We start from the raw sequence: 13008 nt of genomic DNA, 5'->3' as shown, positions 1-13008 counted from the left end.
TTGACCTTGGCGGTGTCTCTGCCAATCTGCCGCTCTGTTAGGAGCCTTCTGTAAATGCGTGAACCTCTGTTGTTTGTCCCGGGTATGATGTGTGATGCGCGGTTGTTTGCGCCGCAGGTCGAGCACTTTAGCCGCAGCCGAAATGTTATGGTTGCCTGCACGTCGCAAGGCGAGCGGATAGAAGAGATCGCTTCGGCTATCTTGTTGGATTCACCACAAAAATTTGCACTGGCAGGGCTGTCTATGGGCGGTATTGTGGCCATGGAGATCTTGCGGCGCGCGCCTGAGCGGGTGACGCGGGTGTGCCTTATGGACACCAATCCGCTGGCCGAAACGCCACAGAGTGCTGCTGCCTATGAGCCGATGATTGTGGGGATCAGGGCGGGGCGGATGACAGATGTTTTGCGCGGCTTTCTCAAGCCCGAGTTTCTCGCGCCCGGGCCTCGGCGCATGGCTGTTCTGGCAGAGGTGCAGGCGATGGCCGAGAGCCTCGGGCCTGAGGTTTTCTTGCGCCAAATCAGAGCGTTACAGCGCAGGCGCGACCAGCAGGCGGCGCTGCGGAAGGCCAAGATGCCCGCGCTTGTGATCTGTGGGGAATATGACGGGCTGACGCCTGTAAAGCGCCATGAGTTCATGGCCGAGCTGATCCCGTATGCCAAGCTTGAAATCGTGGAGGATGCGGGCCATTTGCCGACTTTGGAAGCGCCTGATCGGGTGAACGCTTTGCTTGAGGCCTGGCTCACGCAGCCCTTTGTTTTGCGCAGTTAAAGGCGTGTGGCTGCCAGTATGGCAAGCTGTATGGCAGCCTGTATGGACAGCTTTAGGGCTAAAAGAGCCGCGCCCATGTTCCCCCTAGGCTGCGAGGTCTGGCACCTGAGCCGAGCTTGAAGCGGGCCAGCGGCGCGCCATCGTCGGTGTCTATCAGCCCCAGCTCAAGCTCGGTGATGCGGCGGGCGGGCAGCTCGCGCATGGCCTTCCACATGAGCAGCCAATGCGCGCCGTGGTCCCGGCCTTCGGCACTTGTCCAACCGATGTGATAGGTGGCACGGATGCCATGCAGCACAAAGAGCATGGCCGCTTGCGGCCTGTCGTCGTGGCTGAGTGTGAAGAGGCGCAAGGCTTTGGGCGAGGCCTGCGACATGGCGAGCGTGAGGGCGGCGGGGTAGCTGCGGTAGCGGCGCGCACGGGCCTGCTTGGCCTCGGCTTTCAGCAGCCACGCGTCTCTCTCTGGGTCAAAGGCGCGGTGGCTGAGCGTAGAGCGCGCGGGAAGATCGGCTTCAAAGCGCGCAAGGCTGCGGCGCCATTTGGGGTGCATCGCGGCGCGCAGGGCGGCCTCGTGCGGCGAGAGCTGTAGCTCGGCGATATGAGCGGGCTGCAAGATCTGGCGGTAGCCCAGCTCGGAGAGGGCGGCGCTTTCGCTTTCGGCATTGATGAGGCGGATGCGCTTTTTGGCCAGAGCGGCGTAGGCTTTGGGGCAGTCGCGGGGCCGTGTGGCCAGCGAGAGGCCAAAGCGACGCAGGATGAAGGCTGGCCCGTCTGGCAGAGGCAGGCGGGACGGCGCGCGGCCCAAGCGGGCGAGCGCGGCGTTGAACACTTCAGATTGTTGGAGGGACTGTGCGGTTTCCATGGGCCTGTTAAGCCAAAAGAAACCTAATGCGTGGTTAACTCGCGGGTATGAACCGCGAGAAAACAGTATTTGGCCAGAGCCTGCCCGCCCCACGGCTCACGCCCCTTGGCGCCGCCCTTATGGCGCTCTTGGTGGCGTTGCCCTGTGGGGTGCTGTTGGGCGTGGTGGAGTGGCTGCTGTTTTAGCCCGCTTTCTTGGCTGCGGCCTTCTTCTTGGGCTTTTCGGGCGCGGCTGCGTTGGCATCGATAAAGTCGAGCACGAGCGGGCGGATGTTGTTGCGCCAGCTTTTGCCTGCGAAGATACCGTAGTGGCCAGCCCCCGGCTCAAGGTGAGAGGCTTTTTTGCTGTCAGGCAGACCTGTGCAGAGATCAAGCGCGGCAATGCATTGGCCCGGCGCAGAGATATCATCTTTCTCGCCTTCAACGGTTTTCACCGCAACAGTCGTGATCTTGCCGATATCAACCTTGTGGCCCGCCACGACGAATTCGTTTTTGGCGATTTCGCGCTCTTTAAAGATGCGGTGCACCGTCGAGAGGTAGAACTCGGCGGTCATATCCATCACGGCGAGATACTCGTCGTAGAATTTGTTGTGCTTGTCGTGCTCGCTGGCTTCGCCATGGGCGACGCGGGAGATCTGGTCGGTGAAGGCTTTCATGTGCTTCTCGGAGTTCATCGAGATGAACGAAGAGAGCTGCAGCAGGCCCGGATAGACCTTGCGGCCAGCGCCTTGATATTTGAAGCCGACCCGTTGGATCATGCCTTCTTCAAGCTGGCCCATGGTGACGCGGCGGCCGAAGTCTGTCACGTCCGTCGGGGTTGCATCAGGGTCAACAGGGCCCCCGATCAGCGTGAGAGAGCGGGGCTGTGCCGCGGGCTCGATCTCGGCCAGATAGGCGGTGGCGGCAAGGGTGAGCGGGACAGGCTGGCACACGGCGATCACATGGGTGTCGGGGCCGAGTTCGCGCATGAAATCAACAAGATAGAGCGTGTAGTCTTCAATGTCGAACTTGCCTTCGGAGACAGGGATGTCGCGGGCATTGTGCCAGTCGGTGATGTAGACTTCACAATCCGGAATGAGGCTTTTCACGGTGGAGCGCAGCAGCGTGGCATAGTGGCCAGACATGGGCGCAACAACGAGGACTTTGCGCGGCGCGGTTTCGCGGCCTGTCACGTTAAAGTGGATCAGGTCGCCAAAAGGGCGCTCGACCACTTTTTCGACTTTGACGATGTGATCTTTGCCATCGGAGCAGGTGAATGTGTCAATGCCCCAGTCAGGCTTGGCGACCATGCGCTCAAAGCTGCGCTCGGTGACTTCGCCCCAAGCGGCCATCCACTGAAAAGCAGGGTTTGGAGCCAAGGCAAAAGCAGGGTAGGATGCAAAAGACTGGGCCGTGGCACCGAACCATTGGTTGGCATTGCGAAACGATTCCATGAAGTCGTAGCTGGCCATATATCGCATGTGGGCGTCCTCGTTTTACATTAAGCTGACCTAAGGTCAGTCACTTCGTCGCGTTGTGAGTAAAGCGGCATGGGTTATGCTTTGTCCATGCTGCAGTGCAGAAAAAGATAGAGGAATTTTGTTAAGATGACAACAAAAGATGACGTCGGCAGTGAGAATCTTGACAAAATGCAGCTGAATTTAAAGCGTGTAGAAGCGCTTACCGAACGCTTGATGCATGCGATCAGCAGCCGAAAGGCCGTAAATCCGACGCTGAGCGGGCCTGGCCCGGACCTTTTTGCGCAGGCCGCAGTAAATTATTGGGCCGAAATGGTCGAGAATCCCCAGCGGATCTATGAGCACCAGCTGGAGTATTGGGGCAAGTCGGTGCAGCATTTTATGGAGGCGCAGGACGCTTTTGTGAAAGAAGGCTTCAAGGCACCAGAAGATCACACCGAAGCAGACAAACGCTTTGGCAACCCGATGTGGCAGAGCCACCCCTATTTTAACTTTGTGAAGCAGCAATATCTGATCAACTCAGAGGCCATCCGCAAGGCTGTGGCCGATGTGGACGATCTCAACCCGATCGACAGGCGGCGCCTGAGCTATTTCTCCGAGCAGATCATTGCGATGCTGGCGCCCACAAACTTTCTGGGCACAAACCCTGACGCTTTGGAGCGGGCGGTGCAGACGGAGGGGGAGAGCCTTGTGCGCGGGCTTGAGAACCTTGTGGCCGATATGGAGGCCAATGACGGCGAGCTTCTGGTGACGCTTTGCGACGAGAGCGCTTTTGAGCTGGGGCGCAATGTGGCGACCAGTGAGGGCAGTGTGGTCTTTCGCAACGAGATGTTCGAGCTGATCCAGTATGCGCCGCGCACCGAAGAGGTGCACAAAGTGCCGCTTATTATCTTCCCGCCGTGGATCAATAAATTCTACATTCTTGATCTGAAAGAGCAGAACAGCCTGATCAAGTGGATCACCGAGCAGGGCTATACGCTGTTTGTGGTGAGCTGGCGCAACCCGGGCCGCGCGCAAGGCGTGTGGGGGATGGCTGATTATATCGAGACGGGGTTTCAGGAGGCTATTCGGGTCGCGCGCGAGATCACAGGAGAGAAGCAGGTGAATGCGGTGGGCTATTGTATTGCCGGTACAACGCTGCACCTGACGCTGGCGCACATGAAGGCCAAGGGCGACACCTCGGTCAAATCTGCCACCTTCTTTACCGCGCTCACCGATTTTGGCGAGCAGGGGGAGTTCACCCCGTTTCTGCAGAACGACTTTGTCGACGGGATCGAAGAAGAAGTTGGCAACTACGGTGTGCTGCGCTCGGTGATCATGTCGCGCACCATGAGTTTCTTGCGCTCCAACGATCTGGTCTACGGGCCTGCGATCAAGTCGTACATGATGGGAGAGACCCCACCCGCGTTTGACTTGTTGTTCTGGAACGGTGACAGCACCAATCTGCCTGGCGTTATGGTGATGGAGTATCTGCGCGGGCTTTGCCAGCAGAACGCCTTTGTTGGCGAGGGCTATGAGCTGATGGGGGAGCGGCTGCATGTGAGCGATGTGGAGATCCCTCTGTTCGCTGTGACCTGCGAGACCGATCATATCGCGGCGTGGCGCGATTGTTATCGCGGGTTCGGGATGACGGGGGCCAAGGACAAGACCTTTGTTGTGAGCCAGTCCGGGCATATTGCGGGGGTTGTGAACCCGCCGAGCAAAAAGAAATATGGCCACTACACCAACGAAGACCTGCCTGCGGCCGCGGAAGACTGGTGGCAGGGCGCGCAGTTCCATGAGGGCTCGTGGTGGCCGCGTTGGGAAAGCTGGCTCAGCAAACGGGCGGGCGCCATGGTGCCGGCGCGTGCGGTGGGCGGCGGCGGGTATGAGCCGCTGTGTGCGGCGCCCGGAACCTATGTGGTGGAAGCGCCGATCGTCTGAGTCGCGGCTGATTTGGCCATGACGCACTGCAGCAAAATTCCGCCTAAATTTTGAGCTTCGCAAGCTTTCACCAAAGTTATGCATATAAAACAAAGGCATGACCTAAGGTAAGCCAATTTATGCTGCAGTGCAGAAAGGGCTTGAAATGCCGCATTGCAGCATGTATATCTTTCCTAGAAGCGCACACAACTTCGGGTCAGACTTTACACAAACCCGATCAAACCAAAGGACGAGTAACATGGCTAAGACACAAGATTTCACAGCGACCCTGAAAGACATGATGGGTGCATTCCCTGTGGACACAGCGGCCTTTGAAGGCCAATTCAAAAACCAGGCCGAGCTTGGCGAGAAATTCTCTAAAGTGGCTCTGGAAGCTGCCGAGAAATCAGCCGCCATCTCTTCAAAGTGGGCGACAGACACAATTGCCAAGCTTGGCGATATGTCAAAAGTAAAAGCAGACCCTGCTGACTACACAAAAGCGATGACAGATTTCGCTTCAGCCCAAGCTGAAGTTGCATCAGAAAACATGGCCGCTTTTGCAGAAGTTGCGAAAAAAGTTCAGCTCGAAACTGTTGAGCTCATGATGGCCGCGGGCAAATCAGCTTCAGAAGAAGCCACAACAGCCGTGAAAAAAGCGACTGAAGACATGACAGCTGCTGCCAAAAAAGCGACAGCCCCAGCGAAATAAGCTGACAGAGATAGGGCGCAACGGTTTCCTCCCATTCCTGTTGCGCTCACTCCTTGAGCGGGCCCTTTGCGGCCCGCTCTTTCTTTTTGTGAAAGCCTCCCCTAAGCTGCAATGCAGCGCGGCTCATTTGGGAGGACCGAAGTGTGGATTCGACGACTAAACCACTGTTGATCAAGCGATATGCGAGCCGTAGGCTCTACAATACCGAAACATCAGACTATGTGACACTTGATGATATTGCCGCGTTTATCCGAGAGGGGCGCGAAGTCCAGATCATCGATCTGAAGTCGGGCGATGACCTGACACGCCAATATCTTTTGCAGATTATTGCAGATCACGAGAGCCGCGGTGAAAATATGCTGCCTGTCTCGGTGCTCAACGACATCGTGCGCAGCTATACCAACCAAGCAACACAAATGATGCCCGAGTTCTTGCAAGCCAGCTTTGATATGCTGCGCGAAGGCCAGGACAAGATGATGAAAAACATGAGCGGCAGCTTTGGCCCCATGGCCCAGATGCCCGGGTTTGACGCCATGAAAGCGCAGCAGGAGGCGTTTTTGAAGGCAATGACAGGTGGTTTTGGCGGCGGTCTGGGCGGCAAGGACGAAGCCCCCGAGCCGAAAAAGCCCGAGAGCAGCGAAGACCTTGATGATATCAAGGCCGAGCTTGCCGCGCTTCAGGCCAAACTTTCCAAGATGGGCAAGTAGACAAACATGGCTGACACTGCAGGGCGGATTACCCTTTGGGGGGTGGAGGTTTTTATCGCCACGGCAGAAGAGCGCTCGATCACTGCGGCGGCGCGCCGCTTGGGGGCCAGCCCTTCGGCTGTCAGCCAACAGCTTACCAACCTTGAGGGCGCGATGGGGGTCACGCTGTTGCAGCGCAACGCGCGCCCCGTTTTGCTCACGCCTGCGGGCGAGATTTTCCGCCGCCGTGCGCAAAACATCATGAACGAAGCCGAGCAGGTGCGCGCGGAGCTGGCGATGTCGGATTTGCGGGCGCTCACGCGGATGCGTCTGGGCATGATCGAGGATTTCGAGGCCGATGTGACGCCACAGCTCTTGACGCAGATGTCTGTCGAGCTGAAAACCTGCCAGTTCCTGCTTGAGACGGGAGCGAGCCACTTTTTGCACGACCAGCTGGATGCGCGCGCGCTTGATGTGATTGTTGCGGCCGAGATGGGCGAGCCTTTGAGCGGGATGGAAGTGCACCCCTTGATGGAAGACGGCTTTGTTGTGGCTGCGCCCAAGGGGGCGATTGATGGCAAGGCAGATGTCTTGCGCCAGCTCAAGCGGATGCCGCTGATCCAGTATACCTCACGCCACCATATGGGGCGGATGATTGCCAGCCATCTCTCGCGCCAGAATTTGCGCCTGTCGCACCGTTTCGAGCTGGATAGCTACCATGCGATATTGGCGATGGTCGGGCAGGGGGCCGGCTGGACGATTCTGACGCCGCTGGCCTTGATGCGGGCGCGCCGCTTTGCGCCCAAGATCGATGTTATGCCGCTGCCTTTTGAGCCGCTCGCGCGCCGCATCAGCCTGACAGCGCGCGAGGGGATCTTGCAAGACATGCCCGCAGGGATGGCCGATAAGCTGCGCCCGATCCTCACCAAGACGGTGATTGAACCGGCCCTTGAGGCTTATCCCGAGGCGCAAGGCATGATCAGCCTGCTTTAAGTGCAGGCTGTGCCTTGACCTCGTTGATAGCGGCAAGCAGCGTGTCGGCCACCACATCAAGCTGGTCGCGCGTGAGGCGCGCAGGCAAGCGGGCATCACAGGCGCGCATCAGCATGGCGCGGGTGCGGGGCAACTCGGGGGTGTCACCTGCGATAAAGTTCCAGTTCCAGAAGGCGCGGGCGTTGTCTGTGCTCAGCCCGAAGACCTGCACCTTGACGCCCCGGGCGGCAGCCGCTTGGGCAAAAGCGCGGGTCTCTTCATCGCTCATGTTTTCAAGGTTGAACTGGATGCTGTCTGGCGCGCGGGCTTCTGGGGCAAGCTTGTCTGGCACGCTCATCCACGGGCTTTGCGCAAGCTTTGCGGCCACATAGTCATGGTTCGCGCGCCCTTTTGTGACGCGCTCCTGCACCAGCGGAAGCTGTGGGCGAATGACGGCCGCAGACAGGTTGCTCAGGCGCAGATTGTAGAGCGGCAGCTGGTTCTGCCAGCGGGCAAAGGCGGCCTCAAGCGCGGGGTCCATATCGCCGTGTTTGCGCCAGTTGTGCTCATAGGCGCCCGACATGATCACGGCCTGGGCCAGAAGATCGGCATCATCTGTGACAAGGATGCCGCCTTCGCCTGCGTTCACAAGCTTGTAGGACTGGAAGGAAAAGCAGCCAACACGCCCCAAAGTGCCGATGTTTTCACCATGCCATGTGGTGCCAAGGCTATGCGCGGCATCTTCGATGACAGGAATGTTGCGCGCCTCACAGAGCGCCATGATCGCGTCCATGTCAGAGGTATGGCCGCGCATGTGGCTGATGATCACCGCTTTGATGCTCGCATCCAGCTTTGCTTCGAAATCCGCCATGTCGATCCGGTAGTTCTCGCCGACTTCGCAGAGCACAGGCACACATTCGGCGTGCACAACAGATGAGGGCACAGCGGCAAACGTGAAGGCAGGGATCAGCACGCGTGCATCGCGCGGGAGGCCAAGCGCCTTGAGCGACAGGAAAAGCGCTGCCGAGCAAGAAGAAACCGCCAGCGCGTATTTCGTGCCAAGAAGCTCAGCAAATTCGCGCTCCAGCAGCGCCACAGGTGCATCTTGCGGTGCCGTATAGCGAAAGAGATCGCCTGAGGCGAGCAGCGCATCGATCGCCTCCCGCGCAGCTGCGGGGATTGGCTCAGCGTCGTAAACGGAGGGGGTATAGGTACTCATGTTCAGCTTTCCCGAATGTAGTTTTCAGTATTGCTAAATCATACCCGTGCAAAATGGAACCCCCTGCGCCACCTCTTCGATGCGCCTGTGTCTTTCTTTTTGCGAAAAATATCCTGGGGGAGCGCGAGGGGGCAAAGCCCCCTCGCACCGGTCGGATGACGCGAAGCCTCATTCGACCCCGGATCAGGCCTGCGGGGAGATCCGCGCGCGCCATTGGCTTTCAAGCTCGCGCATGGCCGTGGCAAAGACGCCCACATCCACACCAACCGCCAAAAACTGTGCGCCCCAGTCGGCATAGTCTTGCGTGGCAGCCTCGCTCACCCCGAGGATGCCTGCGGCCTTGTCCGAGGCTTTGATGCGCGCCAGCATGTCCTTGATCGCGGCTTTCACCTCGTCTGCGGCGGAGTTCCCGGGAAAGCCCATATCGGCGGCCAAGTCAGCAGGGCCGATAAAGACGCCGTCCACGCCTTCAACGGCCAGAATTGCGTCAAGGTTCTCCATGCCGAGGCACGTTTCGACCTGAACAATCAGGCAGACCTGCTCGTTGGCGGTCTGCACATAGTCGCTGATCGCGCCAAAGCCCGACGCCCGCGCCCCTGCCGCGCCAGCGCCGCGGATGCCGTGGGGCGGGTAGCGCATGGCGCGCACGAGCTGTGCGGCTTGCTCGGCGGTGTCCACCATCGGCACGAGCACGGTTTGCGCGCCCGCGTCCAGCACTTGTTTCACAAGCCAGTCGTGACCTGTCGGGATGCGCACCACGGCGTGGCTGTGTTTGCCTTCAAGCACTTGCAGCTGCGCGGTGATGGTTTGCAGATCGTTGGGGGCGTGTTCGCCGTCGATCACCACCCAGTCAAAGCCTGCGGTTGCCACCATTTCTATGGGGTAGGGGTGTGCAAAGCTTGACCAGCAGCCAAGCTGCATTTTGCCAGTTTTCAAGGCGGCTTTGAACGGGTTGTGCGGGGCGGGCATGGCGTGTCTCCTAGAGCGTGGCGGCAATTTCGGTGATGACATCATAAGCCGTCATCACATCGTCGCGGGTGGCGTCAAACTGGCCTGCCTGAAAGCGGATGACAAGCTGGCCCTTGGTGCGCGTCTGGGTGATGTAGATGCGGCCATCGTCGTTGACCGTATCAACGAGGCGCTGGTTGAGTGTGTCGAGGTCTGTGGCCCCTGCGGGCGCATAGCGGAAGGTAAAGAGCGAGAGCACAGGCTCGGTGACAATCTGAAACTCAGGCGTGTCGCGAAAGCGCGCGCAGAGCTCTTCGGACCATGCCACATGGTTGCGCAGCATCGCGCGCAGGCCCTCAAGGCCATAGGTGCGAAAAAGAAACCAGAGTTTGAGCGCGCGGAAGCGGCGGCCAAGGGGCACCGACCATTCAGAATAGTTGATGATCCCGTCTTTGCCGTGGGTTTTCAGATATTCGGGCTGGATCGCCAGTGTGCGGGTCAGGTCTTCGGGTGCGCGCACGAAGTGGGCGGAGAGGTCAAACTGTGTGCCCATCCATTTGTGCGGGTTGAGCACCACGCTGTCTGCTTTTTCAACACCTGCCCAAAGCCTGCGGAATTCTTCACAGAGCATGGCCGAGCCTGCCCAAGCGGCATCGACATGGGTGTAGAGCCCGTGTGCTGCGGCGACATCACAGGTGGCTGCGATATCATCGCAAGCGCCTGTGCCTGTGCCACCTGTGCAGGCGATGACGCCTGCGGGGGTGTGGCCTGCGGCTTTGTCGGCCTTGATGGCTGCGTCAAGTGCGGCAGGGTCCATTGCGCGTAAGGCTCCATGGGTGGGGATGCGCACGAGGTTGTCTTGGCCAATGCCAGCGATCCAGATCGCACGGTCCACCGAGCTGTGCACCTCCTCAGAGGCATAGATGCGCAGGCGCGGCTGGCCTGAGAGGCCTTTTTGGTTGCCGGCCCAGTCGAGGGTGCGTTCGCGCATGGTGAGCACGGCGGCGAGCGTTGCGCCGCTGGCGCTGTCCTGGATCACGCCGTGGAAGGCTGTGGGCAGGCCCAGTGCGTCGCGCAGCCAGTCCATCATCCGTGTTTCCATTTCGGTGGCGGCGGGTGAGGTCTGCCAGAGCATACATTGCGGGGCCATCACGGTGGTGAAAAAGTCGGCCAGCACAGCGGCGGGCGAGGCATTGGAGGGGAAGTAGGCAAAGAAGCGCGGGTGTTGCCAGTGGGTGATGCCGGGCATGACGATGCGTTCGAAATCAGCGATCACCTCGTCCACGGGCTGGCCCTGTTCGGGCGCATGGGCTGCAAGCTGTGCTGCTATTTCGCCAGGCTTGGTCTGGGCGCGCACGGGGCGGGCGCGCAGGCCTGCGTGATACTCTGCGGCCCAGTCGGCCACGTAGCGGCCCCATTTTGGAAAATCTGTCCAGCGCATTCTTGGCTCCGTGTGTGTCTTGTTAACACGATAACAAGGGCACGGGGGCTGGCAAGCTCTATTCGTCTGGTGCTCTACGGTGAGGGGGCGGGGCGCATGTGCGGCCCGCCCCCTTGAGCGATTTGGCAACGCCAAAGCGCAAAGCCACGGCTCTGGCTCAGGTTTTGCGCGCGGCGGCCTGAATGGCGGCCGAGAGCACCTCACGGTTGCCGATGTGGTTGGCCAGAATAAGGATCAGCCGTGCATTGTAGCTGTCGCTGTCGGTTTTGCTGAGGCCTTCGTGGGCATCGAGCAGCTCTTGGTAGAAGTCGTCTCCGCCAGCGATATTGGGCGTTAGGGTCAATGTGCTCATGGGGTCACTCCTTGCCTGTCGCGCGGCGCAGGGCTGTGCGGAAAAGGTTTTCATCAAAGCTGTCGCGGCGCGCGGCCACGTGCTGGTCGGGGCGGATAAGGTAGACCGCAGATGCGGCCTCGCCAAGGTAGCGCGCGGCCAGTGCGCCTGTTTTGTCGTCAGATGTGTCAAGGGCAAGGCGAGTCACGCTGACGCCGCTCTCTTCAAAGCGCTCCGGTGCCTCTGCGTTGATGGTCAGCAGTGTGAACTTGCCGCCGAGCTTGGGCAGGAGGTAGCCCTCTGCAAGCTGTGCGTCGGGGCAGGGCGCGCCGGGGCGGCTGCGCTCCGGGCCTTGGGGCAGGCCATCGGCAGAGTTGAGCGGCGAGCCGTCATAGACGCAAGGCACAGAAAGGCGGCCCGAGTTGACGAGCGGGCGGGCGAATTCATAGTGCTCTGACAGCTCCAGCACCGCGTTGCGGAAAATGTGACTTGTTTCGCTTTTCGGAGTGATAAAGTCGGTCGCGCGGGTGGAGTTGAGGATGTTTTCATCGGCGCCGTGAATGCGCTCGATATTGTAGGTGTCGAGCAGGCTTTCGTGGGCCTGACCGTTGATGACCATACCGAGCTTCCAGCCGAGGTTGTCCACGTCCTGCATCCCCGAGTTTGCGCCACGTGCGCCAAAGGGCGAGACCTGATGGGCGGCATCGCCTGCAAAGATCACCGGGCCGTGGCGGAACTTTTCCATGCGTTTGCACTGGAAGGTGTAGATAGAGGACCAGACCATCTCGTATTCGACGCCCTCGCCGAGGAAGGCATCAAGGCGTTTGCGGATGTTTTCTTCTTTCATCTCTTCGGCGCGGTCTACATCCCAGCCGATCTGGAAATCAACACGCCAGACATCATCTGGCTGGCGGTGCAGCAGGATGGATGCGCCCGAGCTGTTGGACGGCTCAAACCAGAACCAACGCTCTGTCGGGAAGCTCTCGTTGAGCATTTTGATATCGGCGATGAGGAAGCTGTCCTGAAAGACTTTGCCTGTGAAATCATGGCCCAGCATGTTGCGCAGGGGAGAGTTTGCGCCATCACAGCCGATGAGCCAGTCGGCTTCCAGTGTGTAGGGGCCATCAGGGGTCATAACTTCAAGCACCACGTGATCGTCTTTCACGGTCACGCTGTCGATGCGGTTTTTGCCACGGATCTCAACAGGCGCGCCTGCCTTTTGCATCTCAAACAGCCGCTCGATCATGAAGCTTTCAAAATAGGGCTGCTGAAGGTTGATAAAGGCGGGGAATTCGTGGCCCTCTTCGGGGAGGAGGTTGAACTCAAAGACCTTATCATCTTTGTGAAAAACTTTGCCGAGGTTCCAGACCACACCTTTTTCAACCATCGGCTTGCCCGCGCCGTAGCGGTCGGCGATCTCGAGGCTGCGCTTTGCAAAACAGATCGCGCGGCTGCCCATGCCCACACCTTCATGATCATCGAGCACCACCACGGGGATGCCTTGCTGACCCAGATCAAGCGCTGTGGCCACGCCGACAGGGCCGCCGCCCATAACCACAACGGGGTGGCGCACGGCGGAGGGCTTGTCCTGATCGGCGTGTTTTTTATAGGGGTAGAGGCGGTAGGCGAGGGTGTAGCGGTCATCGAACATGTCGGGTCTCCTCTTGTGACATGGGCGCGGATTGGTCTTTGGGGAGCCTGGCCAGCGTCGCGTGAG

Annotated in this window: 12 protein-coding genes; 5 read left to right on the top strand and 7 right to left on the bottom strand. The window is 59.5% G+C overall.

The features are described from left to right. The first annotated feature begins 54 nt into the window (after positions 1 to 54). On the top strand, positions 55 to 768 hold the full coding sequence (locus ACTG3X_RS04585) for an alpha/beta fold hydrolase (RefSeq protein WP_439110058.1): 714 nt from the start codon (positions 55 to 57) through the stop codon (positions 766 to 768). 58 nt (positions 769 to 826) lie between these two features. Here ACTG3X_RS04585 and ACTG3X_RS04580 read toward each other — a convergent pair whose 3' ends face one another. After that, positions 827 to 1627: a GNAT family N-acetyltransferase gene (locus ACTG3X_RS04580; RefSeq protein ID WP_439110057.1), complete on the bottom strand. Its 801-nt coding sequence runs from the start codon at positions 1625 to 1627 to the stop codon at positions 827 to 829. 181 nt (positions 1628 to 1808) lie between these two features. Continuing rightward, positions 1809 to 3086: a polyhydroxyalkanoate depolymerase gene (gene phaZ, locus ACTG3X_RS04575; protein WP_439110056.1), complete on the bottom strand. Its 1278-nt coding sequence runs from the start codon at positions 3084 to 3086 to the stop codon at positions 1809 to 1811. Between the two features lie 126 nt (positions 3087 to 3212). Here phaZ and phaC point away from each other — a divergent pair, with 126 nt between their 5' ends. From phaC to ACTG3X_RS04555, 4 genes are all read left to right on the top strand, one after another. After that, positions 3213 to 5006, top strand: a complete 1794-nt coding sequence (gene phaC, locus ACTG3X_RS04570) for a class I poly(R)-hydroxyalkanoic acid synthase (RefSeq protein WP_439110055.1) — start codon at positions 3213 to 3215, stop codon at positions 5004 to 5006. Positions 5007 to 5244: 238 nt separating this feature from the next. Beyond that, positions 5245 to 5694, top strand: coding sequence for a phasin family protein (locus ACTG3X_RS04565; protein WP_439110054.1), 450 nt, complete (start codon positions 5245 to 5247; stop codon positions 5692 to 5694). Between the two features lie 143 nt (positions 5695 to 5837). Further along, complete coding sequence (phaR, locus tag ACTG3X_RS04560; RefSeq protein WP_439110053.1) at positions 5838 to 6401, top strand: polyhydroxyalkanoate synthesis repressor PhaR; 564 nt, start codon at positions 5838 to 5840, stop codon at positions 6399 to 6401. 6 nt (positions 6402 to 6407) lie between these two features. Next, positions 6408 to 7373 carry a LysR family transcriptional regulator gene (locus tag ACTG3X_RS04555; RefSeq protein WP_439110052.1) on the top strand — a complete coding sequence of 322 codons (966 nt, stop codon included), beginning with the start codon at positions 6408 to 6410 and terminating at the stop codon, positions 7371 to 7373. Here ACTG3X_RS04555 and ACTG3X_RS04550 read toward each other — a convergent pair. The 5 genes from ACTG3X_RS04550 to ACTG3X_RS04530 form a co-directional block, all read right to left on the bottom strand. Beyond that, on the bottom strand, positions 7360 to 8571 hold the full coding sequence (locus ACTG3X_RS04550; RefSeq protein ID WP_439110051.1) for a DegT/DnrJ/EryC1/StrS family aminotransferase: 1212 nt from the start codon (positions 8569 to 8571) through the stop codon (positions 7360 to 7362). The genes ACTG3X_RS04555 and ACTG3X_RS04550 overlap by 14 nt on opposite strands. A 183-nt stretch (positions 8572 to 8754) precedes the next feature. Next, a complete protein-coding gene (locus ACTG3X_RS04545) occupies positions 8755 to 9540 on the bottom strand; it encodes an HpcH/HpaI aldolase family protein (RefSeq protein ID WP_439110050.1) in 786 nt (261 codons plus the stop codon). A gap of 10 nt (positions 9541 to 9550) precedes the next feature. Next, the gene (locus ACTG3X_RS04540; protein ID WP_439110049.1) at positions 9551 to 10960 is read right to left on the bottom strand and encodes a pyridoxal phosphate-dependent decarboxylase family protein; all 1410 of its coding nucleotides are present in this window, start codon (positions 10958 to 10960) and stop codon (positions 9551 to 9553) included. Positions 10961 to 11117: 157 nt separating this feature from the next. After that, positions 11118 to 11312 (bottom strand): DUF2783 domain-containing protein, encoded by a 195-nt coding sequence (locus ACTG3X_RS04535; protein WP_439110048.1) that lies wholly within the window; start codon positions 11310 to 11312, stop codon positions 11118 to 11120. A gap of 4 nt (positions 11313 to 11316) precedes the next feature. Further along, complete coding sequence (locus ACTG3X_RS04530; protein ID WP_439110047.1) at positions 11317 to 12942, bottom strand: FAD-dependent oxidoreductase; 1626 nt, start codon at positions 12940 to 12942, stop codon at positions 11317 to 11319. Positions 12943 to 13008 lie beyond the last annotated feature (66 nt).

Origin of the sequence: Lentibacter sp. (assembly GCF_965658795.1) — a bacterium.
Taxonomy (GTDB): Bacteria; Pseudomonadota; Alphaproteobacteria; order Rhodobacterales; family Rhodobacteraceae; genus Lentibacter.
This window is presented reverse-complemented; position numbering and strand designations above follow the sequence as displayed.